The sequence below is a fragment of the Stenotrophomonas sp. VV52 genome, assembly GCF_002893095.1.
GTDB classification, from domain to species: domain Bacteria; phylum Pseudomonadota; class Gammaproteobacteria; order Xanthomonadales; family Xanthomonadaceae; genus Stenotrophomonas; species Stenotrophomonas aracearum.
This window is the reverse complement of the sequence record NZ_PKQQ01000001.1, coordinates 56,072-82,833: the sequence shown is the minus strand read 5'-3', so window position 1 is coordinate 82,833 and position 26,762 is coordinate 56,072. Positions and strand designations below refer to the sequence as shown.

The 26,762-nt window shown below is 66.2% G+C and carries 27 protein-coding genes; 4 read left to right on the top strand and 23 right to left on the bottom strand.

Annotation, left to right across the window (positions count from 1 at the left end; translation table 11 throughout):
- Nucleotides 1-40: 40 nt before the first annotated feature.
- The 4 genes from C2U58_RS02865 to C2U58_RS02850 all read left to right on the top strand — a co-directional run bounded on the left by C2U58_RS02865 (nucleotide 41) and on the right by C2U58_RS02850 (nucleotide 5,045).
- Entirely contained in the window at nucleotides 41-1,654 is a 1,614-nt protein-coding gene (locus C2U58_RS02865; RefSeq protein WP_102944465.1) for a CHASE2 domain-containing protein, read from the top strand.
- Between the two features lie 126 nt (nucleotides 1,655-1,780).
- Nucleotides 1,781-2,233, top strand: a complete 453-nt coding sequence (locus C2U58_RS02860) for a DUF4442 domain-containing protein (RefSeq protein WP_102944464.1) — start codon at nucleotides 1,781-1,783, stop codon at nucleotides 2,231-2,233.
- A 41-nt stretch (nucleotides 2,234-2,274) separates the two neighbouring features.
- Nucleotides 2,275-2,952 carry a DUF502 domain-containing protein gene (locus C2U58_RS02855; protein ID WP_102944463.1) on the top strand — a complete coding sequence of 226 codons (678 nt, stop codon included), beginning with the start codon at nucleotides 2,275-2,277 and terminating at the stop codon, nucleotides 2,950-2,952.
- Nucleotides 2,953-3,128: 176 nt separating this feature from the next.
- Entirely contained in the window at nucleotides 3,129-5,045 is a 1,917-nt protein-coding gene (locus C2U58_RS02850; RefSeq protein WP_102944462.1) for a DUF885 family protein, read from the top strand.
- An 82-nt stretch (nucleotides 5,046-5,127) separates the two neighbouring features.
- Here C2U58_RS02850 and C2U58_RS02845 read toward each other — a convergent pair whose 3' ends face one another.
- The 23 genes from C2U58_RS02845 to C2U58_RS02735 all read right to left on the bottom strand — a co-directional run bounded on the left by C2U58_RS02845 (nucleotide 5,128) and on the right by C2U58_RS02735 (nucleotide 26,740).
- A complete protein-coding gene (locus C2U58_RS02845; RefSeq protein WP_102944461.1) occupies nucleotides 5,128-5,424 on the bottom strand; it encodes a hypothetical protein in 297 nt (98 codons plus the stop codon).
- On the bottom strand, nucleotides 5,424-6,110 hold the full coding sequence (locus C2U58_RS02840) for a hypothetical protein (RefSeq protein WP_146033396.1): 687 nt from the start codon (nucleotides 6,108-6,110) through the stop codon (nucleotides 5,424-5,426). The genes C2U58_RS02845 and C2U58_RS02840 overlap by 1 nt, the downstream gene beginning before the upstream one ends.
- Nucleotides 6,094-6,633 (bottom strand): hypothetical protein, encoded by a 540-nt coding sequence (locus C2U58_RS02835; RefSeq protein ID WP_102944459.1) that lies wholly within the window; start codon nucleotides 6,631-6,633, stop codon nucleotides 6,094-6,096. The genes C2U58_RS02840 and C2U58_RS02835 overlap by 17 nt, the downstream gene beginning before the upstream one ends.
- 4 nt (nucleotides 6,634-6,637) lie before the next feature.
- Nucleotides 6,638-7,465 carry a type III secretion inner membrane ring lipoprotein SctJ gene (sctJ, locus tag C2U58_RS02830; RefSeq protein WP_172448061.1) on the bottom strand — a complete coding sequence of 276 codons (828 nt, stop codon included), beginning with the start codon at nucleotides 7,463-7,465 and terminating at the stop codon, nucleotides 6,638-6,640.
- Nucleotides 7,466-7,467: 2 nt separating this feature from the next.
- On the bottom strand, nucleotides 7,468-7,755 hold the full coding sequence (gene sctI / locus C2U58_RS02825) for a type III secretion system inner rod subunit SctI (RefSeq protein ID WP_146033395.1): 288 nt from the start codon (nucleotides 7,753-7,755) through the stop codon (nucleotides 7,468-7,470).
- A 71-nt stretch (nucleotides 7,756-7,826) separates the two neighbouring features.
- The gene (locus C2U58_RS02820) at nucleotides 7,827-8,150 is read right to left on the bottom strand and encodes an EscF/YscF/HrpA family type III secretion system needle major subunit (RefSeq protein ID WP_253256629.1); all 324 of its coding nucleotides are present in this window, start codon (nucleotides 8,148-8,150) and stop codon (nucleotides 7,827-7,829) included.
- A gap of 27 nt (nucleotides 8,151-8,177) precedes the next feature.
- Nucleotides 8,178-9,356 carry a PrgH/EprH family type III secretion apparatus protein gene (locus C2U58_RS02815; RefSeq protein ID WP_102944456.1) on the bottom strand — a complete coding sequence of 393 codons (1,179 nt, stop codon included), beginning with the start codon at nucleotides 9,354-9,356 and terminating at the stop codon, nucleotides 8,178-8,180.
- Between the two features lie 1,257 nt (nucleotides 9,357-10,613).
- Nucleotides 10,614-11,015, bottom strand: a complete 402-nt coding sequence (locus C2U58_RS20170; RefSeq protein ID WP_343125465.1) for a lytic transglycosylase domain-containing protein — start codon at nucleotides 11,013-11,015, stop codon at nucleotides 10,614-10,616.
- Nucleotides 11,016-11,224: 209 nt separating this feature from the next.
- Nucleotides 11,225-11,482: a phosphopantetheine-binding protein gene (locus C2U58_RS02805; RefSeq protein WP_102944454.1), complete on the bottom strand. Its 258-nt coding sequence runs from the start codon at nucleotides 11,480-11,482 to the stop codon at nucleotides 11,225-11,227.
- Complete coding sequence (locus C2U58_RS02800; protein ID WP_146033394.1) at nucleotides 11,479-14,094, bottom strand: hypothetical protein; 2,616 nt, start codon at nucleotides 14,092-14,094, stop codon at nucleotides 11,479-11,481. Before C2U58_RS02800 ends, C2U58_RS02805 begins: the two co-directional genes overlap by 4 nt.
- A gap of 27 nt (nucleotides 14,095-14,121) precedes the next feature.
- A complete protein-coding gene (locus tag C2U58_RS02795) occupies nucleotides 14,122-15,141 on the bottom strand; it encodes an IpaD/SipD/SspD family type III secretion system needle tip protein (RefSeq protein ID WP_102944452.1) in 1,020 nt (339 codons plus the stop codon).
- Nucleotides 15,142-15,256: 115 nt separating this feature from the next.
- Entirely contained in the window at nucleotides 15,257-16,330 is a 1,074-nt protein-coding gene (locus tag C2U58_RS02790) for an IpaD/SipD/SspD family type III secretion system needle tip protein (protein ID WP_102944451.1), read from the bottom strand.
- 8 nt (nucleotides 16,331-16,338) lie between these two features.
- Nucleotides 16,339-17,625, bottom strand: a complete 1,287-nt coding sequence (locus C2U58_RS02785; protein ID WP_102944450.1) for a hypothetical protein — start codon at nucleotides 17,623-17,625, stop codon at nucleotides 16,339-16,341.
- Nucleotides 17,626-17,665: 40 nt separating this feature from the next.
- Nucleotides 17,666-19,477 carry a type III secretion system translocon subunit SctE gene (sctE, locus tag C2U58_RS02780; RefSeq protein ID WP_102944449.1) on the bottom strand — a complete coding sequence of 604 codons (1,812 nt, stop codon included), beginning with the start codon at nucleotides 19,475-19,477 and terminating at the stop codon, nucleotides 17,666-17,668.
- Complete coding sequence (locus C2U58_RS02775; protein ID WP_253256661.1) at nucleotides 19,474-19,935, bottom strand: SycD/LcrH family type III secretion system chaperone; 462 nt, start codon at nucleotides 19,933-19,935, stop codon at nucleotides 19,474-19,476. Before C2U58_RS02775 ends, sctE begins: the two co-directional genes overlap by 4 nt.
- Nucleotides 19,877-21,202 (bottom strand): EscU/YscU/HrcU family type III secretion system export apparatus switch protein, encoded by a 1,326-nt coding sequence (locus C2U58_RS20165; RefSeq protein WP_102944447.1) that lies wholly within the window; start codon nucleotides 21,200-21,202, stop codon nucleotides 19,877-19,879. The genes C2U58_RS02775 and C2U58_RS20165 overlap by 59 nt, the downstream gene beginning before the upstream one ends.
- Nucleotides 21,199-21,990, bottom strand: a complete 792-nt coding sequence (gene sctT, locus C2U58_RS02765) for a type III secretion system export apparatus subunit SctT (protein ID WP_102944446.1) — start codon at nucleotides 21,988-21,990, stop codon at nucleotides 21,199-21,201. Before sctT ends, C2U58_RS20165 begins: the two co-directional genes overlap by 4 nt.
- A gap of 4 nt (nucleotides 21,991-21,994) precedes the next feature.
- The gene (gene sctS / locus C2U58_RS02760) at nucleotides 21,995-22,252 is read right to left on the bottom strand and encodes a type III secretion system export apparatus subunit SctS (protein ID WP_102944445.1); all 258 of its coding nucleotides are present in this window, start codon (nucleotides 22,250-22,252) and stop codon (nucleotides 21,995-21,997) included.
- A 2-nt stretch (nucleotides 22,253-22,254) separates the two neighbouring features.
- Nucleotides 22,255-22,920: an EscR/YscR/HrcR family type III secretion system export apparatus protein gene (locus C2U58_RS02755; protein ID WP_102944444.1), complete on the bottom strand. Its 666-nt coding sequence runs from the start codon at nucleotides 22,918-22,920 to the stop codon at nucleotides 22,255-22,257.
- The gene (locus C2U58_RS02750) at nucleotides 22,917-23,873 is read right to left on the bottom strand and encodes a FliM/FliN family flagellar motor switch protein (RefSeq protein WP_102944443.1); all 957 of its coding nucleotides are present in this window, start codon (nucleotides 23,871-23,873) and stop codon (nucleotides 22,917-22,919) included. Before C2U58_RS02750 ends, C2U58_RS02755 begins: the two co-directional genes overlap by 4 nt.
- The gene (locus C2U58_RS02745; RefSeq protein WP_146033393.1) at nucleotides 23,870-25,069 is read right to left on the bottom strand and encodes a hypothetical protein; all 1,200 of its coding nucleotides are present in this window, start codon (nucleotides 25,067-25,069) and stop codon (nucleotides 23,870-23,872) included. The genes C2U58_RS02750 and C2U58_RS02745 overlap by 4 nt, the downstream gene beginning before the upstream one ends.
- Nucleotides 25,060-25,506 carry a hypothetical protein gene (locus tag C2U58_RS02740; protein WP_102944441.1) on the bottom strand — a complete coding sequence of 149 codons (447 nt, stop codon included), beginning with the start codon at nucleotides 25,504-25,506 and terminating at the stop codon, nucleotides 25,060-25,062. Before C2U58_RS02740 ends, C2U58_RS02745 begins: the two co-directional genes overlap by 10 nt.
- Nucleotides 25,490-26,740, bottom strand: a complete 1,251-nt coding sequence (locus C2U58_RS02735; RefSeq protein ID WP_102944440.1) for a FliI/YscN family ATPase — start codon at nucleotides 26,738-26,740, stop codon at nucleotides 25,490-25,492. Before C2U58_RS02735 ends, C2U58_RS02740 begins: the two co-directional genes overlap by 17 nt.
- Between the last annotated feature and the right edge of the window lie 22 nt (nucleotides 26,741-26,762).

Here is a 26,762-nt window from a genome sequence, read left to right as displayed (position 1 = left end):
AGCAGTAGCGCAGCCGCGCTCTACCGGGTAAAAGCGGAGTATGAACCCGATCACGCTCCCATGGCCCCGGCGCATCCTGATTTCGGTGCTGCTGGGAGCGTTGGCCGCGCTGGCCAGCTACGCGCAGGTGTTCTGGAAGCAGGACGAGGCGATCTTCGACACGTTCGTGGGGTCCTGGGAGTACCCGCCCGATCCGCGCCTGCTGGTGGTGGCGATCGACGACGCCAGCCTGCAGCAGCTGGGGCAGTGGCCGTGGCCGCGCTCGACCCATGCGCGCCTGCTCGACCGCCTGACCGCCGCCGGCAGCCAGCGCGTGGCGCTGGACCTGGTGCTGTCCGGACCGGACCGCCAGGACAGTGCGCAGGACGCCGAACTGGCTGCCGCGATCCGCCGCAACGGAAACGTGGTCCTGCCGGTGTTGGCGGCGCCGTCCAGCGGTCCGCGCATGGCCGAGGAACTGCTGCCGATCCCGCTGATCGCCGCCAACGCGAGCACGCTCGGCCACAGCGATATCGAGGTAGAGGCCGACGGCGTTGCGCGCGGCCTGTACCTCACCGCCGGAATCGGCTCACCGCACTGGCCCGCCTTCGGCCTGGCGCTGGCCAACCTGCGCGGCCCGCTGCCGGGCCTGCGCGACCCGGACATCGACACCTCATCGCCCTATCAATGGCACCGCAACCATTACGTGCGGGTGCGCTTCGCGGGCCCGCCGGAGCGGTTCCCGCAGGTGTCCTACGTCGACGTGCTCAACGGCGAGGTCGACCCGGCGGTGCTGCGCGACCGCCTGGTGCTGGTCGGCCTGACCGCCAGCGGCATCGCCCCGCGCCTGCTCACCCCGACCACGCGCGAGCACTGGATGAGCGGCACCGAGTACCAGGCCAACGTGGCTTCGATGCTGCTCAGTGGCAAGGTCATCAACGTGCTGGCGCCACCCTGGCAGGCGGCACTGAGCGCACTGCTGGTGGCGTTGTGCGCACTCGGCCTGACCCTGCCGCGTGCGCTGCTGTGCGCAGTGCTGGCGTTGCCGCTGACCCTGTTGGGCAGCTTCGCGTTGCTGCGCGTCGGCCAGGTCTGGTTCGCGCCGGCCGCCGCGCTCGGCTGCATGCTGGCGGTGATCTGCGCCTGGGTGCTGTGGCGGATCAGCGCCTGGCGCCGCCAGGCCAACAGCGACGCGCTGACCGGCCTGGGCAACCGCCTGCGCTTCGAGCAGACCCTGCAGCAGGAACACGACGCCGGCCGCCGCAGTGGTCGCCCGCTGACCGTGGTGCTGATCGACGTTGATCATTTCAAGCAGCACAACGACCGCCACGGCCACCACGCCGGCGACGCGGTACTGCGCCGGATCGCCGCCGAGATCCGCGCCCACGCCCGTCGCCCGCGCGACATGGCCGCGCGTTTCGGCGGCGACGAATTCGCCCTGATCCTGCCGGACACCACCTCCGAAGGCGCCGTGCAGGTCATCCAGGACCTGATCGCCTCGGTACGCGCCATGTCGCTGTCGCTGGGTGACGGCCACGACGCACAGATCACCCTGAGCGTCGGCCTGTTCACCCGCGTTCCCAGCGCCATCACCGAACCGCGCCACTATTTCGAAGGCGCCGACGCCGCCCTGTACCGCGCCAAGGCCGCCGGCCGCGACGGCTACGCAGCGTAGCGACACACCATGCGTGTCCCGCGCCGACTGAGCACGGATGCGCCGCGCCGATGAACGCGTCGCCACGCGCCACCATACGCCTACGAATGGTAAGCTTTCAGCACCTCCCCTGCCCCCGCTACCCCCATGAAAGCCAGCCTGTTCCGCCACGGCATCAACCTGTGGCCGCCATTCCTGTTTGCCGGCATCCATGTGACCGAGGTCAGTGCCGATTACCGGCATGTCCGGGTTGAGCTGCGCATGCGCCCGTGGAACAGGAACTACGTGGGGACGCATTTCGGCGGTAGCCTGTTTGCGATGACCGACCCGTTCTGGATGCTGACCGTGATGCAGAACCTGGGCCGCGATTACTACGTGTGGGATCGGGCTGGGGAAATCGAGTTTTTGAAGCCGGGCCGCGGCACGGTCACCGCCGAGTTCCGGTTGGACGATGCGATCCTGGACGAGCTGCGCGCGGCAACGGCCAGTGGGGAGAAGTACCTGCACTGGTTCAGCAACGACGTGGTGGATGAAAAGGGCGAAGTGGTCGCCCGAGTACGCAAGCAGGTTTACCTGAGGCTGAAGCCGAAGGCCCGGTAACGGCACGTCATCCGAGCCCGCCGCCCCGCTACAATGCGCCGATGTCGACCGAAGCCCCCCACCTCGTTCCGCGCCCTTCCCTGCAGCGCCTGTTCCTGACTGGCCTGCTCACCCTGCTGCCGATCTGGCTGACCTGGGTGGTCATCAAGTTCGTGTTCGTGCTGCTCTCGGGCATCAGCAGCCCGCTGGTGGTGCCGTTGTCGGCGCAGATCGCCGCTTCGTTCCCGCACTACCTGGGCTGGGTCAAGGTCGAGTGGATGCAGAACGTGATCGGCCTGCTCGCCACCCTGCTGGTGATCCTGAGCGTGGGCGTGCTGAGCCGGCGCGTGATCGGCCAGCGCCTGCTGCGCTGGTTCGGCGCGGTGATCAAGCGCATCCCGTTGGCCAGCACCATCTATGAAAGCGCCAAGAAGCTGCTGGACATGCTGCAGACCGAGCCGGGCACCACCCAGCGCGTGGTGCTGATCGACTTCCCGCACCGCGACATGAAGGCGGTGGGGCTGGTGACCCGGGTGATCCGTGAACAGGGCACCGGGCGCGAGCTGGCGGCGGTGTATGTGCCGACTACGCCGAATCCGACCTCCGGGTATCTGGAAATCGTGCCGGTGGAGCTGTTGACCCCGACCGACTGGACCGTTGACCAGGCAATGAGTTTCATTATTTCCGGCGGTGCCGTGGCGCCTGAGACGGTGCCGTTTACGCGGGCTGGGGAACGCTGAATAGGTAGTGGTTTCGGTTGGTTTTCCGTGGGACACGCGTGGCGTGTCGCTACGCGGGCCTTGTTCGTCCTGTGTTCCGGCCGTACGCAGGGTGTATGGCCCGTCCCGCACGGCTGGTCTGGGGCGGGCTGATCAGGCAAGCTCCCGGGTCTGTATAGGATTTACGGAAGCGTTCCATGCCTTACCCCGCCCGTGCCTTGGCGCTTGCCATCGCCTCGCTGCTGGTCTTCAGCGCCGCCGCGCCTGCCGAGGCCGCCAAGAAGAAGGCCAGCCGCCCGGCTGCCGCGCAGACCCGGCAGGCCAAGCCGAAGGCCAAACCGCGCGCCCGGCCCGCCGCCGCACCCGCGCGCCAGCCGCTGGTGCGCCAGCAGAGCAAGGCCGCCCAGCTCGAACGCATCTACGACGAGTACTGGGACGCCTCGATGCGGCTCAATCCGCTGCAGGCCACCTTCCAGGGCGACAGCCGCCACAACGACCAGCTGCCCAACATCCTCTCCGCCGCCTACCGCCAGCAGTCGCATGACTTCACCCAGGAATGGCTGGGCAAGGTCGAGAAGATCGGCCCGGACGGCCTGACCGGCCAGGACCTGCTGAGCTACCATATCTTCGTGCGCGACGCGCGCATGTCATTGGCCGCCGAAAAGTACCCGGCCTGGATGCTGCCGGTAAGCCAGTACTACAACCTGGGCAGCATCATGGCGATCCTGGGCTCCGGCTCAGGCGCGCAACCGTTCAACACGGTGCAGGACTACGACACCTGGTCCAAGCGCGCAGCGGGTATTCCTCCGCTGTTCGACCAGGCCATCGCCAACATGCGCGAAGGCATGCGCGCCGGCGTGGTGCAGCCGCGCGACCTGATGGAAAAGGTGCTGCCGCAGCTGGATGCGGTGCTCAAGCCGACCGCCGAAGAAAGCATCTTCTGGGCGCCGATCCGCAACATGCCGGACGATTTCTCCGAAGCGGACAAGGCGCGCATCACCGCCGAGTACAAGCGGATGATCGACTTCCGGCTGATGCCGGCCTACCGCGCGCTGCGCGGTTTCATCGCCACCGAGTACCTGCCGGCCACCCGCACCACCGACGGGCTGTCGGCCCTGCCCAACGGCCAGGCCTGGTACGCCCAGAACATCGTGCAGACCACCGCCAGCACGCTCACTCCGCAGCAGATCCACGCGCTGGCCGAACAGCGCGTGACCAGCCTGCAGGATCAGATTACGGCGGTGATGAAAGAGAACCGCATCCGAGGCTCGCAGGCCAAGCTGATGCGCAGCATGCGCACCGACAAGAATTTCCAGTACAACACGCCCGACGCACTGGTGATGCGCTACAAGCAACTGCAGCAGCAGGTGGGCGCTCGCCTGCCGACCTTGCTGAACACCCTGCCCAAGGCGCCGCTGCAGATCCAGCCCGTGGAAGCAGACCGAGCGACCAGCGCCGCTGCCGTGAGCTATCAGCCGTCCTTGCCCGACGGCATGCGTCCGGCCGTGCTGTACGTCAACACCAATGGCCTGCCCAGCCGCCGCACCTGGTCGGCGCCGGCGCAGTACCTGCATGAAGGCATTCCCGGCCACCACGTGCAGCTGGGCCTCCAGCAGGAACTGGACAAGCTGCCGCGCTTCCGTCGCCTTGGCGGGGATATCGCGTTCGTGGAAGGCTGGGGGCTGTATGCCGAGTCGCTCGGCGACGAACTGGGCGTGTACCAGGATCCGTACGCACGGATCGGTTACCTGCAAGGTGCGTTGACCCGCAGTGCGCGCATGGTCGCCGACACCGGCGTGCATGCGCAGGGCTGGAGCAAGAAGCAGGCGGTGGACTACCTGGTGAAGACCGCCGACCTGCCGGTGGAAGACGCCACTGCCGAAGTCGAACGCTTCATGGCCCTGCCCGGCCAGACCCTGGCCAACGGCCTGGGCGAGCTGAAGATGATGGAGTTGCGCGACAAGGCCAAGGCCGCGCAAGGGGCGAGCTTCGATCCACGTCGTTTCCACGCCGAAGTGCTGCGCGACGGGTCCATGCCGCTGGATATCCTGCAGGCCAAGATCGAACGCTGGATGGCGGCGCCGGCCACTGGCGCCACGGCGCCGACACCCTGAAACGATGGCGGGCCGCATAACGCGGCCCGCCTTGTATCTGAGGTAGTGCCGGCCGCTGGCCGGCAACTCCTCAACCCGTCCGTCAATACTCGTCCGGCTTCGGCATCATCTCGTCGTCCCCGAAGATCATCTTCTGGGTGAACTCGGTGACCCACCACTGCACGGCCATCTGCCGGGTCAGCTCGGCGATATCCGGCGGCATCGGCTTGGTTTCATGCTCGGGGTCCTCCGGCGTCGGCTTGGTTTCCTGGCCGGACTCCTCCGGCTTGGTCGACGCCGCATCGATCGCGGCGCGAAGGCGCCGCATCAGGTTCTCCTGTTCGGCCTGCGGGCGATCCGGGTTGAAGGGCATGGCAACGCCCAACGGTTCAATGAACATCACTCCACTCCATGCACGGGTTGGGGAAACGGCAATCGCTTGAGCCGGGCATCGATGCCGGCGGCATAGTCACTGGCGCGCTGGCGCGCAGCCGTCGCAAGTGCGTCGGCGTCCACGCTGGCTTCCACGGCGGCGCTCATGGCGCCCACCGGGTCCAGTTCGAACAACAACGGGCCTGCTTTCAGCATCGGCAATGTCGAACGTGCGGAGAGCAGTTGGAGTGCAGGCGCATCCGGTCTCTGCGCAAGCTGCGCCCGCACCGCGTCGCCCAGCGCCGACATCTGCTCGGGGACGTAGAGCACCAGTCCGGCATCGGCGTTGCCGAACAACTGTTCGCAGCGCCGCACCACCAGTGCCGCGTCCACGCCTTCGGCGGTAAGGCTCGCCGCGATCACCTCGCGGACCTGGCCCAGCACTGCCTCGCGCACGGCCTGCACATTGCCCAGCGCGGCGGCCAGCAATGGCACCGCCTCACTGATGGCATCGGCATAGCCTTGGCCGAAGCCGGCCAGGCGCGCTTCGGTCGTGGCGGCGTCCACCTGCCCAGGCAACGCGGCCAGCACTTCAGAGGCGCGACGGCGTGCCGCCGACTCCAGCTGGTCGGCGCGTGCGGCCTGGCCGAGCGCGCTGGGCGCGATCACACCGCCCTGGGCGTGCGCCAGGACGTGCTCAGGAAAGCTTTTCAACATACGTTACTGCCGTCCAGAAAAGATCGAGGTCGGCGCGCTCGCCGTTGGGCGGGCGCGCGGGGTCTGCCGGGGCCGAGGCAAACGGCAGGCTCAGCCGGGCCGACAGCCAGGCCGGCACCTGCGGCGCCAGCGACTGCACTTCAGCGCCGCCCCACAGCAGCAGGGTGTCGGCAAGGTCGGCGTGTGCGTCCTCCGGCACGACACTGGCGGGTCGCGAAGCGTGGCCCGCGCGCATGAAGGCCTGCAACGTCGCCGGCAGCGCGGCGGAGCCGCGTTGCGACGGCAGCCATTCGCGCAGCCTCGCGGCGGCCATCAGGCTGGCCACCTGTGGCAGGCGGGACCACAAGCCAATCAACCGCCGCGGCAGAAGCTCCGACGGTGGCGCCAGCGACGCCGGCATCGGCAGGCGTCGCTGGCGGATCAACGCGGTGTTCAACCAGCGCTGCTGCTCAGGGTTGGCATTGGCGTACAGCGCCTGCCACGGCCGGTAGTAGGCGGCCGGCGCGTAGGCGATGCGCATGGCGTCATGCACCACGCCAGCGCCTCCAGCCGGTGGGGCCTTCGCGACGGGAGGTGGCACGCTGCCAGAGACTGCGCACACGAGTACCGACCGCCGGCACCAGCCGGACCAGTACCCAGCCGCCCAGCAACAGCAGCACGGCGCCGACTGCGCAGAGCAGCATGAGTGCCAGCGGCAGGCTGCGTTCGCTGCCGGTGGTCACCGCCAGCGTGCGTGGGCCTTCCACTTCGGTCAGGATCACCGACACGTTGTCGTACTCGATACCGTCGAAGGTGTTGCGCAGGAAGCGCTTCACCGACTGCAGCAGCACTTCCGCGTCGATGCCCGGGTCGTGCGCGATCACGGCGGCCACGTGCATGCGGCGACGTTCGACACGGCGCCCCTCGGTGCCCAGGTTGGCGTCGTAGTTCAGGTGCACGCGACTGGACTGCACACCGTCGAGCAGCGCCAGCGATTCCTCCAGGCGCTGTTCCACCGCGGAAATAAGCCGCGCGCGCTCGCCCAGCGGCGTACTGACCAGCGAGTCGGCCGGGAACGCGGCGGCCACCTGGCTGCGCGGCGCCGATGGGAGATCATTGCGCTGCATCAGTTCAATCGACTCGGGCAGGTCGCGCGGGGCCACCTGTACCTGGTAACCGCCCTTGCCGGCGTTGAGTTTCTCGGCGGTGATGTTATGCCGCAGCAGCACGGCGATGACTTCATTGGCCTGGCGCTCGTCCAGGTTTTCCAGCAGTGGCTTGCGCGCGCAGCCGACCAGCAGCAGCACCGCAAGCAGGGGCAGCACCACGCGCCACCGGCACAGGCGGCGCGCAGCGGCCGTGAATGACGGCATGTTCATGACTTGAGCAGCGTCTCCACGGTCTTGTTGGCGTGGTTGGCCAGGCCGGCCGCCACGATCATGCGTTTGGTGTAATCGGCCAGGTTCAGCTGCAGCTCGATCAGTGCGGCCGGGCTGGTGGCGGTGTCGGCGTTGTTGCTGGCTGCCTGGATCCTGGCCAGGTCCTCGCCCGCGCTGACATAGCTGTTGGCCAGGGCGTGGCTCATGCGGTCCGACAGCGTCATGGTGCCGCCTGTGGCGTCGCCACCCACGCTGAGTTCGGTCGCGATCGCGGTTACTTGCATGGGGGGTATCTCCTGCGGGGTTGCGCCTGCGGCCCGGGTACCGGCAGCAGCGCTGCCGGTACCGGCGTTCATCAACCCAGGTTGCGGGCGTTCTGCTTCTGCATGTCCGACAGGCTCTTGGCCGAGTTCGACTGCAGGGTGCGGTAGGTGGTGTAGCCGGACAGCGCGGTCTGGTAGTCAGCAAGGTTTGCCGGGTTGGTGGGATCGCCGCCGTTGCCGTCCTTGTCCCCCGCCAGCTTTGCGAAGGCTGCGTCGAGTTCCCCCTTCAGCTTCTCCACGCCCTTGTCGAAACGGTCGCTGTGATCGCCCAACCAGCCCCAGGATTTGCTCGGGTCCGGCTTGTCGCCATCGAAGTCGCCACCGACGGGGACAGGATTGATAGTTGCCATGCTCATGTATTTGCTCCAAGAAAATCGGAAAGGTCAACGGCTACCTGCCGTGGAAAACTCCCAGCGACCCTCGCCCACCGAGAGCAGTTGATCCTGGGAATACTGGTAGGAACGGCCCTTCAACAGGTCGTCCCATAAACGGATGCTGATGCGCACGCGGCGCTCGCCCCACTGCTGCACGAAGTCGTCGCGGTAGCGCGCCATGGCGTGCAGGGAGGCGTCATCAAGAAACACGTCGTTGGAGATGCTGGCCCGCCCGGCCTGCCCACCGGCGCGGGTGCTGATGCCGCGCGCACGCAACTCGGCGCGCGCCATCGATACCAGTTCGCCATCGCCAACCGAGCGCACGTCGATCTCCGCCGCGTACGGCATTTGCGGGGCAAGCAGCGCCTGCACCTGGCGGCGGCGCTCCACGTCGTTCATGCCCAGCGCGGTGATCACCACTTCCGGACGCTGCGGGCTGCGCAGGCGTACCACGGCGTAGTCCACGCGGGCGCTGTCGAGCACACTGCCGATGCGCGCCGCTTCCACGTGACGGTCGCGATACTGATCCTGGAGTCGGCCGGCGCGCTGGCTGGCGCGCTGGCCCCACGCCACAGCTTCGGCCTTGTCGGCGAAGGCGTACAGGCGTCCCGTTGCGTCGTGCACCACGGTGTAGTTGTAGGGGGATTTGGCAAGCACCGCTTCCAGCGTGCGCACCTGGGTGGCCGGGCGCTGCGTGTCATACAGCCACCAGCCGCTGGCGCCCAGCACCACCGTCACCACTGCGACAGCGGCCCAGCGGCGCGCGCCATTCGTGCGGGCCGGTCGCTTCATCGGCGGGAGGGTCAGGCCTTCATCCACCACCACCGGCAGCCGATGGTCCAGGACCGCAGCCGACCAGGATTGATCTTCAGCACGCACCGCCATCGCCAGCCCGGCCACATGCACCACGGCGTTGAGTGGCAGCTCCTGCGGCGACCAGAACTCGGCGCCTTCCGCCCGAACTTCGAGCCGTACCTCATCGTCGGTGAGGTGGATCCGGAACGATGCCGGGGACAGGTCACCCGGAATGTAGAACACGTTGTCGGCGTTGGCCAGGGTGGTGCCCAGCTGTCCCTGGTGCAGGGTGCGGGCCGGGCCGACATGGAAGACGGTGTCGCCGGGGGAGAGCGTGAATTCCACGCCATCGAGCTGGCCGGAAAGCAGTTTCAACTTGTGCGCGGGAAGCATGGGAGTCCGGGGAAAGCGGGAGCGAGAAGGCCGTTGCGCAAGGCATTGCGGCGACGACGCGCAGACTGACAGCTCCCCCGGACCCCCTCCATGAAATATCTTTCAATGTCCGATTACTACGTTTTCTTGTAGTCAGTGCACGCCGCGATACAACGCCGTGACCTTCTCGACATAACGTCGGGCTTCACTGAACGGCGGCACGCGATTGCAGTGGCGTTGTACGCGGCCAACATCACGATCAAGCCACTGTCGCGTCTTCCTTGAAAAAGGAACCTTCAGTCCCGCGCCCATTCACTGCACTTCCTTGCGCCCCCGCACGCGGCCCCGAGCTCGCGCTCAAGAAGTACCAGGCGCCACCTCAGCTCCATCAGCGATGGGCAAAGGCAAGCCCCACTTTAGATACTCAGGGATACCCATTAGTGCAAAGATCGCTGAATCCACGTAAGACCATGTTCCGATCTCCAAGCACATGGCAATACGCCGCTCCGTCTCATCCGCAAGATTCTCCTTGATGAGCGAGTAAACCTGAACGTCTTTAGCTTCAGGCGAGTTTAGTATCGGCGCGAGCCGGGGCCGTCGTTCTTCAATACTGCCGGCAATGGGCCTAGTCAGCAGCGCTCGCGCCATTCCATCCATGAGTCTCTGGCTACCAATTCTCGCGTTACATTGCTCTACGCGCTTCTGAGCCTCCCTCAACACCTTAGTGAACTTTACTGTCTTGCCGCCAGTGCAGGCGCCGACTGGTGCAGTAGGACAACGACCGGCGCGAACCCCCGCCCTGTAGATTGTCGCCTCCAGTTCGTCACGACACTTTTGCAACACCGGGTCGTCTGGTGACGTCTTCAGAAGCTCCAGTAGCGATGCATAAGTAGCGCCGGAGACGAAAAAGCGCAGCAAAGCAGGCGCGCCGAGGCGATCCTCACTGTTTGGGGCCATCCATTGCAGTGTTTTGCTGATCGCGTCACTCTCTCTACGGGACGATGCCGGCCTTGGCTTTGCAAAAATGTCATAGCAGACACTCAACGCATGCCCCGATGCTTGACGATTCCAAACTCCCTCCGCACTCATGTGACAATACGTGAAGGTTGGTGGTGGAGAATTGTGAATACTGTCCAAGCGAATGCTGTTGAGTGTCTTCTGCAGGCTGAACGGCGGCGGCTGGAAGGGCCTCGAAGGCGCGGCTGGGATGCTTGGCGGTATCGGCATTAACTACTCCCCTTGAAGAGCTTAAGTCAGGACCAGGAAATTGCGGTTTGATCACCGCAGCAAACCGTTGTACAGCTTGGTTACCTTCTCTACGTAATGGCGGGTTTCACTGTACGGAGGTACGCGATTGCCGTAGCGCTGCACCGCGCCCTCTCCAGCGTTGTACGCAGCCAGCATCAGGGTCAGGTCGCCGTTGAAGCGACGGTGCAGCCAGACGAGATAGGCGGTGCCCGCCCGCAGGTTCTGCAGGGGGTCGAACAGGTCGTTGGCGCCAAAGCGTCTGCCCGTGGCCGGGATGACCTGCATCAGGCCAAGCGCACCGGCGTGGGAACGGGCGTGGTGGTTGTAGGCGGATTCGACGCGCACGATCGCGTGCAGCAGGCGCGCGTCGACACCGTGTTCGGCGGCGACCTGTTCGATCAGGGGATTCCAGCGCGAAGCCCCCTTGGGCATGGCGGAAGGCGCGACGGTCTTCACAGCCGCAGCGCGTGCCGCGGGCTTGGGTCCTGCCGGCACGAAGGGACGATGCGGATCAAACGCCGTTGCCCCCGCGCGGGGGGCATCGGAGACCTGCAGTTTTCCATGGCGATCCAGGCTGGCGAACACCTGGCTCGCTGCAGCCGGCGTAGTGATGGCGAGCAACGCCACCACCAGCCCTGCTTTCAGGCCGACCATGGCGGTGCGTCCGGCCCGGCCATGGCGAGATGCAGGTCAGCCAGGGTGACCACGTCGCGCAGGGCTTCAGCATCGGGCAGTGTTCCACCGGCCTCCTCGATCTGGATCAGCAGCGCGTGCATTTCCAGGGAGTCGATCTCCAGGTCTTCGACCAGGCGCTGCTGCGACCCTATCTCCTCCAACGGCCGACCAAGATGGTCGGCCGTCAGACGGCGGAGGTCCTGCAGGTTGAGCAAGGTGTTCACAGCGCGGGCCGCAGCTGACGAGGCCCCATCTGCTTCAGCTCTGCGATCACGTCTCCCATCTGCATCTTCGCGGTGAGCTTTTCATCCTTTCGCGGCGTCCGGTCTGCGACGCGGTCGACCTGCTGAGGCGCCCAATCTGCCTCGATCTGAACGAGCGGGGACTCGTTGCCGGAGTCGCCGCTATCCCACGCAGCGCTGTCGGCATCCGAGAAGTACTCGATCTTGTCGTCAAAGCGGACCTGCCGGGTTGCCGCGCCACGCGGGGACTTCGAGCCTGAAAGAATCTCTTCGCGAAGTGAATCGGCCCGGCTGCCGGTCGAGCTGATGCTTGCCAGGGAATCGGACCGGCCACGCGCTACCGTGTTCGGAGCGGCGGTCGGCGGCCACGGGACCGAACGGGCCAGAATCGTCAGCGGTGAAGGTATCGTCGTGGGCTTTGCACGTTCCAATGCGCGATTCATCGCCGAAACCAGTCGTGGAGATGAAAGCTCCGTGGGGCTTGCCGTCGGCTTCACAAGGAAATCCGACGCCATGCTCCGATCGGCCTCCCGGACCGGCTCGGGCCTCGGCGAACGGTGTGGTGATGCCGAACTTGCCGGCTGCAACAGAGGATTCATCTTTCGGCTCCTATGGCTCTCAAAAGCCCGTTCCAGTTCGGATACCGGCCCCCGGATCACCAGGGACGCCGGCGGTACGGATCCACGCCCATTCCTGTCCATCACGTGCGTGGGGCTGACGTTGCCGACGCCCAGCCGATCAACAAACTCGGCAAACTCACCCTGCGGGCGGCCAGACAGCGGTTGCCCAACTCTGCCGGTGCTCACTGGGGTAAACGGCACGCCGGAACTGAGCGCGCGGGCGTCGCGATAGCTCACCAGGTCACTGGGCAGCAGCGTGCGGTTGGCGGTGGGTGCCGGGCCACCGTCACCTGCATCAGCCTGTTTCAGGTTGCGAGGACCAAACGGCTGATGCGGGTCACGCGGCAATGGGCGCTGCTCAAATCCGAACGTCTGCAGGTACCGCTCGAACTCACCTACTACTTCGTCTTCCTGCACAGGTGACCCGGACCCAGCCGAGACGTCGCGCTTGGAGGAAGTGTTCGCCTCGGTCCGGCTCTCGCTACGCACGAGGCCATCGCCGACCCTGAACTGGCGTTTCACAGGTGACGACGCCAACTGCCGAAGTGCGTCATCCTTCAGCAGAGTAGATTCCGTCCCGTCCTTCACATCCAGCTTCCGACCATCCACCTGGTCGTCCGCGCGTGGCGGCGTTGGCCGCGTGATGTCATCGCCAGTGCCTTGAGCCCTGCGCAGCAGTTCCTCCGAATGCGCATCAGTGTTCAACTGGGCATCCGAACGCTGGATGTCCTCGCGCTGATTGTGGTCGAGTTTCAGATCACTGCGAGGCAGCGGATCCTTCAAACTGGAATCGTTGTCAGTCCCAACGCCTTGGCTCGTGAACTCTGAACGGCTCACGATGTTACGGAGGCGTGCGTTGTCTTCCAGCAGCTTGGCAATGAGGTCCGACTGCGTGCGAAGTCGTTCCTGCACCGCGCCCAGCCGTTGTCCGCGACGATGCGCGTCGCTGACCAGGTTTCGCACCTCGTTCAACGGAAGCGAACGATCGCGCTCCATGAACTTGACAAGATCGCCGAGCTCATTGACCACCTTCACGGGCGAATGGACGTTGTTGTAGAGCACGGGGGCGCCGGGCCCCGCGAGGTTACGCAGCTCGTCCGGCCGAACCGGTGCGTTGACATCCACCGGATCAGCGGGTGACTCGCCCGCCTGCCCCTTTTGTCCGGGCACGATGTATTCCGCTGTCTTCAGAAGATCCAGAACGGCACCGCTGAACGACTCGGCGCCTCCCGTTCCGATGTGTGATATCAACCCAGCCTCCAGCTTGTGTGCGGCGGTGGACACGATCACGTCGAGCAGCTTCTTTGCGCCATCGGGCTCCTGGAAGGCTTCCACCAGATGCGGCTGCCGTTCCGTGAGGCTCTGCAGGATGGAATTGGGAAGAATGGACTGCGCCACACCGCGCAGCAATTCTTCCGATCCCACCTCGCCTGCGCACTTGACCATCAGCTTCTTGCCGGCTTCCACCGCATCGCACACTTTCCCGGTGTACTTGTTCCTGGCTGCGTCCGGGATGCCTTTGCACTCGCCCATGCGGATTCCGATGGTCACAAGGTTCTTGTCGAACTTGTCCAACAGCGGTGCCAGGCGCTCCGCATCCGCGCCTTCGCGCAGCAGCTCGACAATTGCGCCACGCACCGCACCAAACGTCGTCAGATACTCCACCAGCACGGGACCCAGCTGTTCGGCACTCCTCGTGCCTAGCAGGTCAATCCCCTTTCCAATGGACACCTGCTCATCTCTGGACAACGATGCCTTGCCCGTCTCCATGACGCTGCGGGACACGCTCATCGCATCCGCATAGGCCATGCGCTCATGCGTTCCGCGTGCGTGCGTCAAACGGCAACGGACCGGTCCCGCACCATTTCTGACGTCATTGAGCACCATCCGGCTGAGCATGGCGCGCAGTACGGGGTTCGACGCTGGACGTGTAGCGGCGGATGCGCCTGAAAGCGCGTTGGAAATACCGGGCATAACTAAGTCTCCAGTAAAATGCGCAACTCAGGTGTTGCGCACGTAACTCATGTTGGCTTCGGTCATCTTGTCGATGGACGAGCTCAAAATCTTTACAATATTGTCGAACTTCTGGGTCGCCTCATTCAGTTTCTCGCCCAGCACCTTGCTGACGTGCTTGACCTGCTCCATGTTGCTGTCCTTGGCGGATATCCAGGCGTTGTACTGGGCGCTGTCCATCTTGTGATCCTTGGGCAGCGGATCGCCATTCTTGTCTTCCATGCTGGATACAAGGTCGTCCACGGCAGATGTATCCATTGTCAGGCGGTACACTCCGTCCGCACCTGGCCCATACAGATTGAGGCCAGGAAGGCCCACGGACTTCTTGAATGCCTCGGCTGCCGCCTGCGACGTGAACTTTCCCAGCACCATCGAATCGTTCAGGGTTTCATTCGCAAGCTTTTTGAGCTCTGCGTGCACGAGCGTGAAGTCGATCGTTATGTCGCCTTTGTCGCCCGAGGCGACCGGCTTGAGCATCTCCATGATGTTGGAGAAGCTGTCGTAGAAGACCAGGAACTGGCTCAGCGCATCCTGGAACTTGCTCAGGTACTCGCTCTGCAGGATGGCAATCAGGGCGCTGATCTGCTCGAAGAACTGCGCGTGGGAGGACCAGACCAGTCCACCCGCATCCAAGTCCTTTGCGCTGCCGGAGCCGCCCTCTTCCATGGCCCCCTCGCCTGACCCCGACTCCGCGAGCGCACGCGGCATCAGGAAGTCCAGTGCCCGGAGGAGATCCGACTGGGATTGCTGCGTGCGCACGTACGCAGCCTCAAACCGGGCCATGTCCCGCTGATCCGGAAGTCCCGCATCATGTTCGGAAACAATCCGGCCGAAGACGATGGCGTCACGCTGCGCTGCGCGAGCCATTCCATTCAACTGCCGAAGCCTCGATTGCAGTTCAGGATCGAGCGACGCTGCTTCAAGGCTGGCCGCCGGGGTTTCGGCGGTCTGGATTCCAAAGGCACGCAATGCAAACTGCGCGTTCGTAGTACTGATGGCGGTTGCCATGGTGGAGTTCCTCGCTTCATACCGCTAAGGGGATTCCGGGCGCCGTTGTCCGGCGCCCGGGAGCTGGTGAACTACTACAGAACGCGGCGTTTCAGTCGCCGCCGGTACGCGCAGGTCAGGTGTTGTGCACGTAGCTGTTGTTGGCTTCAGACATCTTGTCAATCGACGAGCTGAGTATCTTCACGATGTTGTCGTACTTCTGGGTCATTTCATTGAGCTTCTCGCCAAGCACCTTGCTGACGTGCTTGATCTGCTCCATGTTGCTGTCTTTGGCTGAAACCCAGGCGTTGTACTCCGCTGAGTCCCAATGGGTTGTGTTGTGAAACATGCTCCGAACGATGTCATCGACGGCATCGACATCCATCAGGACCCCATATGTGCCATCCGCATAGGCCTGAACCTTCATTCCTGGCAATCCCAACGATTCCATGAATGCTGTGGCCGCCCCTTCCGTCGAGAATAGTGCGAGCGGCTCACTAAAGCGGTACTTGTTGGCAAGGGCGTACAACGCCTCGCGAACCTCCTTGAACTCGATCTTGACATTTCCCTTGTCGCCGTCCGCCGTGAGGACGATTTTCTCCATGATGTCTGAGAATTCCTTATAGAACTCAAGGAAGTTCGACAGTGCATCCTGGTATTTGCTCAACCACTCGGTCTGCAACACGCCCAGAAGAGCGCTGATCTGCTCGAAGAAGTCGGCATGCGAGTTCCAGATCAGGCCGCTCATGTCCAGATCAGCAGGATTCTCCATCGGCGACTGGAAGCCCGGCAGGCCCACCAAATCCTCGTCTTCGATGAGCATCTGCGGCATCAGGAAGCCGATGGCGCGAACCATGTCGTCCTGGGTACGGGAGGAGCCCTGCAACGCGTGGCGCAACCCGGCGGTCAGCTCGGATTCCTTCTGCTGTCTGCGCTTCAGCTCTTCCATCGCTACCGCGTCGTTCAGCGACTCCGCCGTTCTCGGCCCCGCCGCTGACAGCCCGGTCGTGGCGAGCTCCTCGGCGAGGCGTATCTGCTGCGCGGAGGCAGTGCGTGCACTTCTGGCGACGTGACCTAGCTGCAGCACTCGGGACCGGGTTTCGGGGTCGAGCGTCGGGGCTTCCAATGCTGCCTGTTTCACCTGCCCCTGCAGTGCCTGCAGGGGGCGCATGGACATGACCGCAGTGGCGGTGTCGATGGGGGTCGTCATGGTGTGCCTCAGTACTTCGAGATGATGTGCGCGCTGGTGCCGGACATCAGGTTGAGCATGCTTTCGAACAGCTGCGCAGCGGCATCGCGCATGTCGCGGGTCTTGGCGGACTGGTCCTGCTGCTCGTCGGCGATGCGACGGAACACGTCTGCCACCTGTAGTGCGAGCTGGCGTTCGGCCTCGGTCATTTCGGACTCGATCTGCACGCCCGACGAGACGGTGGCACCGATGCCCGGAGCGAGCATGTTCAGCATCATGCCCTGGCTGGCGGGAATCTGGGACCGCGCCATTTCCACGCCGTGGTTGAGCTGGTTCGATTCCTCGCTCGTCTTCTGGCCGGTGGTCTTCATGGTCGCGTCGATGGCGTGACGATCGACCGAGGTATCCGCCTGAAGGTCTGCTGCTGCACGCTCGGTGCCCCGTGCCGATTCGACCGGGCTGCCGTTGAGGTTTCGGGCCGGACGCAGCTCATCGCTGGGCGTGGCGCTGCTCCGGATTCCGCCGGAAGAGGCCTCGACGCTGACCTTGGTGTTGTTCCCAGCGTTGAGATTGCTCTTCATGCTGGCGGTCTGGATGGTGTTCGACTTGAAGGTCTGCTTCAGTGCCGCGCCCCCGATCGCGCCGGTCATGACGGCGGCCCCGATGGCGCCCCCCAGGTTCTCACGCGCCTTTTCCACGCCCTTGTCGCCGGCGAGAATGGTGATCTCGCGCTGCATGATCACCATCTTGGTGCTGTTGTCGCGGTCCAGCTTCTCGAACTTGAGCAGCAGCTGGCGCAGCAGTGCCAGCAGATTGCTGAACGGACTGGACGCGATCCAGGCCCCGGCATTGGCGGAGCGGTCACCCACGTCGGCGTCCACGCCGGTCGTGCCCTCGGTGGTTGTAGCCATCGCGGCGCCATCGCGGGCTGCGAGGAGCGGTGCCTGGGCTGCGGCGCCCTCCGCAGCGCGGACAGTCGCGCCCTCCTCGCTCTTGAGCGGATCCTGGGTGCCCAGCAGCGCCGAGAGAATCACGGGCAGCTCGCTGACGATACCGGCCAGCCTTTCGCTGGCTTCGCGCAGCGAAATGGTGGAGGCACGCAGGTTCGCGACCGGCGCTTCGGCGGTGCGACCGTCTCCGTTTTCGCCTTCCACCAGCATTCTGCTGGCGACGGCCCCGGTGAGCGTACGCAACATCTGCGCATCCATCGGTACCGTCTGGTTGGATTCGACAGTGGTTTCAACCGGGGCTTTCAGGTTCAGCAGGTCCAGCATCCGCACCGGCGTCGCGTGCTGAATCGGAATCGAGGTGGTCATTACGTTGTCCTTGAAAGAAATGGGGGTCGCCGCGCGCCGGTCAGGCAGCGTGGCCGACGCGGGAGGTGACGAACTGCGCGGTTTCGTATTCCGATTCCTGCACGTTGGTCATCTGCTTGAAGAGGTCGGCGACCAGGGTGTTGACCTGCATGAAGTACTCGAGGATCTTCTGGATCAGGTCGCGGAAGATCTGGCTGTCGGCCAGGCCGACCTCCAGCTTTGCGAGCAGCTCGGCGGCATTGATGTGCATGTCGGCAATCACGATGGCGCCCACGCCCTGGCTGGTCTGGTTGGCGAACTGCAGGGTGTGCGACGCCTTGGTGGCATAGCCCGCGCGGGTAGCCAAGGTGTCCGCGTTGCTGCTGGTCACCTTGCTGGCCGTCTTGGCGATGGCCTTGGCCACGTCATCCACGGCGCTCTTGGCCGATTGCGCCAGCATCTTGATCATCTGCGGCAGTGCCTTGCTGATCGCGTCGGTCACGGCGCGGGTCACCGCCTTGGCCAGCTGCTGCACGGCCACGGTGCCCGCCACGCGCTTGGTGAGCACGACCGCGGCGATGATCAGTGCGGCAACGACGATGACGCCGAGCACGTCCTTGATCTTGTCGACGAAGGCAGAGGAGACGCCGAGCTTGGTCAGCACGTCCCCCATCACATTGCCCACCGCCTTCACCAGCTCCATCACCAGCTTCATGATGGGCTCCATGATCTTGCCCATGATGTTCAGCCCCAGCTCTTCGCCGATGGCGAGGGCCAGGCCGATCCCGGCCAGCACCATGCTTGCGCCTCCGGTGAACGGTGCTGCGACGACCGCAACCACGGTAACCACCCAGCCGATGATCTTGCCGATGCAGCCCATTTTCTTCTGAGCCGCTTCAGCCTTGGCCAGTTCGTCCTGGTATTCCTGCGAGCGACGCAGGTTCTCGGCTTCGCGCAGGCGCAGGACGTCCTGGACCAGGCGGGTGTCGGCTTCCAGCTTGGCATCGTTGGCCTTGCCGATGATTTCCTGCAGCACGGCCAGCAGTTCGCTCAGCGTCGCGGCATTGGTACGGGCCTTCTCATCGCCGCGGACACTCACGCTGCCATTCGGGTCCAGCTTGTCTGCCTGGCCCTTGAAGTCTTCGAGATCGGCCAGCGCTTTGTTCAGCGCGTTCGAGGCCTGCACCAAGGTGCTGATGCCATCGTCCACCCGCACCTGGGATTCCGCAGCCCTGCCCTTGGCGGCCTCCAGCTGGGCGCGAATAGCATCCTGGTCTTCCGGCAGAGCATCGGCCAGCGCCTTCTCCAGCCGCTTCACTTCGGCTTCGGCCTCCTTCAGCGCCTCGGCCGCAGCAAGCAGCTCGCCCTCAGCCGCGCCCATGTCGGCCATGGCCCCGTCCACCACTTCCTGCGCCAGGCGAATGGCCTCGGCCAGCTCCTGCGCGCTTGCGGCGCGCTGGGCCAGGCGCTGTTTCACCAGCTCCAGCTGCGACGACAGGCTGCGGGTGTTCTCAGTGGTAACCAGCTCGCTGAGCTGCATGGCCAGCAGGGTCATGGCCGCTTCCGGCGTCATGCGCGGCGGGGTGGCGCCGGTCGCCTGGGCCTGGGCCTGCACGGCGGCGCGCACCAGGCGCTGCATGTCGGCCTTGCGCAATACCGGCGCATTCGGGTTGGGTGCTTCCGCCTCGGCGCTGCTGCTGTTGCTGTCACCGGCTGCCTTGGCCAGCAGCTCCAGCACTTTGCGGTCGATGGCTTCGACCTGCTGCAGCGGGGCCGAGCCAAAGCCGGCGGCGATGGAAGGCGCGTCGTCGCGTGCAGCGGTCTTGCCGGTAAAGGCCAGCGGCGTGTGGCTGGCGGAAGCGGTGATGATCATGCGGAATCGGTGTCCTCTGTGGAATCGGGAGGGGCGGTGCCGTTACTGGCCAGCGCCTGCAGGTAGACCTTGGCCCGCGCAAGCAGGTCCGGATCGGTGGAACGCAGCTGCACGGTTTCGAAGCAGCCCTTGGCCAGGGTCAACTTGCCCATGGCCAGGTGGCACTGGCCGACATGCAGCATTGGCCGTTCGTCGCCCTTGAGCAGTGCGTAGGCCAGCGCATACATGTCGATGGCCTTGGCGTAGTCCTTCTTCATCTGCAGCACCGCGGCCAGGCCGAGTGCGTAGTCGCCGTTGTAGAAGTCGTACAGGTACAGGAAGCGGAAGAACGTTTCGGCTTCGTCCAGGCGACCGTCGGTGTAGAAACGGTGCGCATAGGCGTAGACGCTTTCCAGCAGGTCATCGCTGACCCCCTTCAGATCCTTGATTGCGGCACCGCTCTGGGCGCCTTCGAACAACAACTGGGCCAGTTCGTCCAGCTGGGCCTGTTGGGTCTGGGAATCGGTGGGGGCGTCGTGGGCTTGGGTCATGGTGGGTTACCGGTTGGGGCCGACGGCGCTGCAGGACACGCACAGTCTGGCGGGGATGCGAAGGGGGGACTTTCGGGTTTCCCTCATTCGCGGATGGGCGCGGCGGGGTGCCGTCAAGCGGGGGTGTCGATTCCGGCGCGTTCTCGCCGTCGTGACCGGAATCTGGTGGCGGCGGCGCGTTGTTGCGTTCGATGTCCTTCAGCCACAGCAGGATCCGGGTGATCGGCGCAGTGAGGTCGGCCGGCACGAACTGGTAGCGGCGGGTCTTGAAGAACACCGCGCGTGCGACCGGAATGTCGCGAACGACCGGAATGCCCCACTTTTCAGCCAGTGCGATGACCTTGCGTGCGCGGTTGCCGCGCTCGCGCACGGAGACGAACTGCAGGCCGGGGTAGTCCGGATGGATGAAGATGCCCACCGCGATGTGGGTGGGGTTGGCCAGGATCAGCGAGGAGCCGGCGATGTCGGCCTGGGTCTGGCCGGACAGCTCTTCGCCGATCTGGCGGCGGCGCTGCTTGATTTCCGGATTGCCGTTGTGGTCCTTGTGCTCCTGCTTGACCTCGTGCTTCTCCATGCGCATCTCGCGGATGTACAGCCGGTATTCGATGAAGGCGGCGGCAAACACGATCGGCGACAAGACGGCCAGCAGCAGCGCGGTGCTGCGCCAGCCCACGCTGTGCCACAGCGCACCGGCCGCCTTGTCGGGCATCTGCACCTGGGCAAACAGGCTGGGCGCGAACAGGTTCCAGGCCAGCACCACGAACACCAGGCCGGCCAGCAGGTACAGGGTGGCGCTGACCACGCCCTTGACGGTCTTGAGCGAGAACAGGTTCTTGAAGCCGGAGATGGGGTTCACCCGGGCCAGGTCGATACGCACCGCTTCGGCCGCGATCACGCCCCGGCTCTGCACCAATGAGATCAGCACCGCCGCCACGATGGCGGCAACCCCCACCGGCACGGCAATCCACAGGAACGCCTGGGTGGCCTGCCAGGCGGCCTCGGCCGGGGTCAGGCTGAAGCCGCGCACGGCCATGCCACGATAGAACCCCTGCAGCGCCTGGGTGGAGGTCATGGTGGCCAGCGCGACCAGCCCGGCCACCAGCACCGCCAGGCCGGCCAGGTCGCGGCTGACGTAACTCTTGCCCTTCTTGGATTCCTTGAGCAGGCGGTGCGGTGTCGGCTTCTCGGTCTTCACTTCGGCATCTCCAGCAGCAGCTGCAGCGCGTCGGTGCTGTCGCGGATCAGCGGCACCTGGGTGGTGATGGTCGGCATCAGGTAGAACAGCAGCGCGATGAAGGCGACGAACGACTTGATCGCCAGCGACAGCGAGAACGGGTTCATCTGCTGGGAGAAGCGCGACAGCGTGCCGAGCAGGACTTCGACCAGGAACAACAGCAGCAGCACCGGCAGTGCCATGCGCACCGCGCCGGCCAGCAGGGTGCCGGCGAAGTTCTGCAGACGCGCCAGGTCGAGGGTGAAGCCGCTGCCCATCGGAATCAGCTGGTAGCTGTCCTGCAGCACTTCGAGCAGCACGATCATGCCGTCGGTGGCCAGGAACACCACCACGCTCATCAGCTGCAGCAGGTTGGACAGCTCGGTGGCTTCCATGCCGCTGACCGGGTCGAGCATGGCGCCGATGCCGGCGCCGCGCTGGTTGTCGACGATCGCGCCCATGCCGTGGAAGATGTGGAACGGCAGCGCCACCACCAGGCCGATCGCGGTGCCGATCAGCACTTCGCGCAGCACCACGCCGGCCATGGACAGGATGTCTGGCGGGATCGCGGCACCGGCGGTGGACGGCCACAGGCCGATCACCACCATCACCGCGATCACCGACCGGGTCATCTTGGCCGGCATCACGCCCGGCGACAGGTACGGAATCCAGACCAGGCAGGCGCCGATCCGGGCCATGCCGAGCAGCGCCGGCAGGCCGTGGTCGCGCGCCAGCGCGACCAGTTCGGTGTCGAGCGGGGAAAGCTGCACTTCCCTACCCGTTCAGCGCGGTGTGCAGCGCGAGCCGGGCGAAGTCCAGCATGCGCGCGCTCATCCAGGTCATCAGCACCAGCAGGCAGGCGATCACCGCCAGCAGCTTGGCACCGTAGGGAAGGGTCTGCTCCTGCAGCTGGGTGACGGTCTGGAACAGACCGATGGCCAGGCCGACGACGGTGGCCACCGCGACAGGAGCGGCAGACAGCAGCAGGATCAGCATCAGGCTTTTGTTGCCCATGAACATGATGGAATCCATGGCTACATCGGCACGTCGAGATACTGGCGGACCAGGCCCTGCGAGAGCAGGCTCCAGCCGTCCATCGCCACGAACAGGATCAGCTTGATCGGCGCGGAGATGGTCACCGGGCTCATCATCATCATGCCGAGCGACAGCAACACGCTGGAGACCACCAGGTCGATCACCACGAACGGCAGGTACAGGTAGAAGCCGATGCGGAAGGCGTCTTTCAGCTCACTCAGCGCGTAGGTCGGCATCAGCGCGAACAGCGAACGCTCATGCGGCTCCAGGTCGGGCACCGGCATGCCGGGCTCGGTGTGCCGCGCACGCTCGAAGAACTTCAGCAGTTCCGGGTCGGAATACGTGGCGAGGTAGACCTTGTAGCCGTCGAGGCTGCTTTCCAGGAAGGTGACCACGGCGGCCACCGAGTTGAGTGGCGCGTCCAGCGCGAGGTAGGCGTCGTACATGTTCTGTACGATCGGCTGCATCACGTAGAAGGCCAGCATCAGCGCCAGTGCGTTGAGCACCATGTTCGAGGGCACCTGCTGCAGGCCCAGCCCGTTGCGCAGCAGCACGAACACCACCGAGAACTTGAGGTAGCAGGTACCGGCCGCGATCAGGAACGGAAGCATCGCGGCCATCGACATGACCGCGATCAGCGAGATGTCGTTGTTGACGAAATTCATGGCAGCACGGGCGCCTGCGCCAGCTGTATGCCCAGCTGGTCGCCGACCTGGACCAGTTCGCCACGGGCGATGAGCTGGCCGTTGACGCGCAGCTGCAGGTGCTTCCAGGCGTCGTCGGGCAGGTTGAACACGGTGCCCGGCTGCAGCGCGTCGAGCTCGCCGATGGCGTGCTGCAGCTGGCACAGCACCACGTCCACGGCGACCGGCAGGCGCCGGATGTCGATGCCGTGGGTGGTTTCGGCGCTGGCCGCGGCGGTGGCGGAGGCGGCGGCGATGTCGGCGCCACCGTCGTCGTCGTCGAGGAAATCGAAGGGTGTATTCACGGAAATGGTCTCAAGGGTGAAGTCGAAGGAGTACAGGCGGCGCTGCGCATGGCGCGCTACAGGCTGCAACTGGTCGAGCAGCAGCACCGCGCCCGGTGCCAGGCTGCGCAGGCGGTGCATGGGCAGGTGCAGGCGTGCGATGCCCAGTTCCACCGGCAGGCGCAGCGCCTGGGTAGCCGGCGCGAGCGCGGCGCCGACGGCGCAGTCGGCGCGTTCGATCCAGGCCGGCCCCTGCGCGGTGTCCAGGCAGGGGTGCGGGCCACTGCCCAGCACCAGCGCACTCACCGGGATGACCTCGCGCAGGGTGACGGTCGCGCCGTGGAACGGTGCGGCGGCAATCTCAAGCAACGGCTGGTCGGGCAACCAGCAGGCCACCGCGCCGCGGTCGACCAGTTCCGACCAGGCGAAACCGGCCATGGCCGGCAGCATCCCTGGGCACCACTGCTCTGCCGGCACCGCCAGGCGCAGGTCGCCGCCATGGCCGCTGACGTCGAAGCGCAGCATCGCGCCACGCGCCGGCAACGGCCGCCATGCCGGGGTGATACCTGCGCGCGCGCAGGCGGCGGCGATGGCGGCCTGCGCCACTGCGGCCGCGGTCAGGGCCGGAAACGGCCAGCGGTGTGCGTTCATGCGTGGCCCTGGTCGCCGCGACGCTGGCGGCGCTCGTCGGTGGCGGTGTCGGTGCCGTCCACGGCGATCTGCAGTTCAACGCCAGCCGGGGCCGCCGCCGCAGACAACGCCTGCCCCACCCGCGCCGACGACGGCTGCATGTGCAGGCGACCGCCGTCCAGGCGCGCGGTGACCGAGTGCCCGGCGCCCCAGCTGCTGAAGGACACCTGGATCTGGCTGGCCGCTTCTGCACGCTGGACCATGGCGGTCTGCAGGGCCTCGGCCTGGCGCACCGCGCGCACCTGCTGGCGGGTGCCGACGTTGGCGTCGGCGCGGCGCGCGTCGGCCAGCGATTGGCTGTCGGCACCGGTCTCTGACTGCGTCGCGGTCGAGGTGGGGGCGGTGATCGCCGCCGGCGGCGCTGCGGCGTCGCTGCGGGTTGGCTTGTCGTCGGACGGCGACTGCGCTGCTGCGGGGGCCGCTTGGCCGGGCTTCGCACCTGCACCCTGCATCGGCGCGGATACCGGCTGGCTGCGCGCGGCGGACGCAGGCGAAACAGCGGATGCCTGAGCGGCGACTGCAGCAGGGACGCGGTGTGTCGGCGTCGCGGGGCGTGGTGCCTGGACGGTCGTCGACGCGGCATCGCTGGCCACTGCCGTGGCGGGCGCACTCGCTGCATCGCCCTGCACCACGGCAACGGCGGGCGTGAGCGGCTGAGCGGTTGCGATGGCTGGATTCGCAGACGGGGGGGCAGTCACGGCAGGCGAAGTCGACGGCGGAACCGCAACCGAACCCGAAGATGTGTTTGCACCATCGGACATCGGCACCGTGCCCTGCACCACCTTCGGCATCGCTGGCTGCGCAGGAATGCCCGGCCGCAGGCGCGGCGCCGGGGTGTCCAGCATGGAGATCGGGACCTGCAACGTCACCGTGGGCAACGCGCCCGCCAACAGCGGCGCGCCCGAAGACGCGCCGGCAGCGCTGCGCTCGCCGTCATCACGTCGGGTCATGGCCTCACGCGCAACCGCAGCCGCAGCGTCGTCAGGCGTAGGCGGCAGGTCCAGATCCACCGGCGCGACATCCGCCAGCGTGGCCTCGAACGCCTCCTGCGGGCGGCTCTGCGGCTGGCGTGCCTGCACGCGTTCGCTCAGCGGCACCGGCTGTACGGGGCCCACTGCGGCAACGGCAGCCTGAGCGTCTTGAATGTTCAGCGACATGTGTATTCCTCTTGGATCTGGCGGTCCTGGCGGCGCAGGCGCGCCTTGCGGTGGTGCTGGTCGAGGTGTGCGCCGACGGCCTGCAGCCGGCGTGCGCGTGATTGGTTGCCGGCGGCGGCCAGGCGCAGCCGCTGTTCCTGTTCGCGGGCCTCGACCGCCTGCTCCTGCAGGTGGCCGGCACGCAGCTCGCACTCCAGGACGTGTGCACGCGCGATGGCGACGCCGCGCAGCCGTTCGAACAGGCGCTGCCGGTCCAGCCCGGGCTCTTCGCCCAGCTGCGCCTGCTGCAGGCGTTCGTCGGCGGCACTGCGCAGGCTGTGCGCTTCGCGGTCGTGCTGTGCGGCCTGCGTAGCCTGGCCCTGCGCGTCGCGCCGCAGGCGCTGCGCACGGTGTTCCAGCAGCGTGGCCAGGCGGGCGGGGTCAGCGGGCGAGCGCATCGAGCGCCTCCAGCGCGGCGTCCAGCGCCACCGGTTCGTGCAGCGGCTGGCGCAGGAACGCCAGCAGCCGGGGTTCGCGCGCGATGGCGTCGTCCTGTTCCGGCTGCACGCCCGGGCGGTACTCGCCGATGTCGCGCAGCAGCTGCAGGTCGTCGAGCCGGCCCATCACCGCACGCACGCGGGTGGCCGCAGCCGCCTGGCGCTCGGTGGCCAGCTGCGGATACAGGCGGCTGGCGCTGCGCAGCACGTCGATGGCCGGGAAGTGACCGCGCTGGGCCAGCCGAGGGCTGAGGTACACATGCCCGTCCAGCAGCGACTTGACCTCTTCGCCGACCGGGTCGGGGTCGGCGTCGTCTTCGAGCAGCACCGTGTAGAACGCGGTGATGCTGCCGCACTGCGCGTTGCCCGGCCGTTCGACCAGGCGCGGCAGCGCTTCGAATACGGAGGCCGGGAAACCCCGGCGTGCGGGCGGTTCGCCGGCCGACAGCGCCACGTCGCGCAGCGCGCGTGCGTAGCGGGTAGCAGAGTCCATCACCAGCAGCACGCGGCTTCCCTGGTCGCGGAAGTACTCGGCAACGCGGGTGGCGACCATGGCGGCGTTGACCCGCGTGGCCGGCGACGAATCGGACGTGGCCTGCACGATGATGGTGCGCGCGGCGGCCGGGCCGTTGCGGATGGCGTCGACAAACGACGCCACTTCACGGCCGCGCTCGCCCACCAGCGCCACCACGCGCACGTCGCAGTCCGCGTGGCCCAGCAGCATTTCCACCAGCGTGGTCTTGCCGCAGCCGGCGGCCGCGAAAATGCCCATGCGCTGGCCTTCGCCTACGGTGAGCAGTGCGTCGAGCGCGCGGATGCCGGTGGCGAACGGCACCTGGATCGCGCGGCGCTGGCGGTAATCCAGCGGTGCCGCCTGCACTGGCGCGGGCACGCCCGCCGTCTCCAGCGGGTCGCCGTCGCGCAGCCGTTCCACCACCTCGCCGAAGCCGTCCAGCACGCAGCCGAGCAGATGCGTGCCCAGCGCCACCTGCAGCGGTTGGCCGGTCGCCGCCACCACGACGTCGGCCGCCAGCCGCACCGGCGCGCCGATCAGCGCCAGGGTGGCCACGCCGTGGTCGACCCGGGTCACCACGCCATGGGTCAGCACGCGGTCGTCGCAGGCCGAACGGCGCACGTGGCAGTGCTCGCCCACGGCCACGTCCGCCAACGGCACGCGCAGTTCGCCTGCGCGCATCGCCAACGGGGTGGCACAGGGC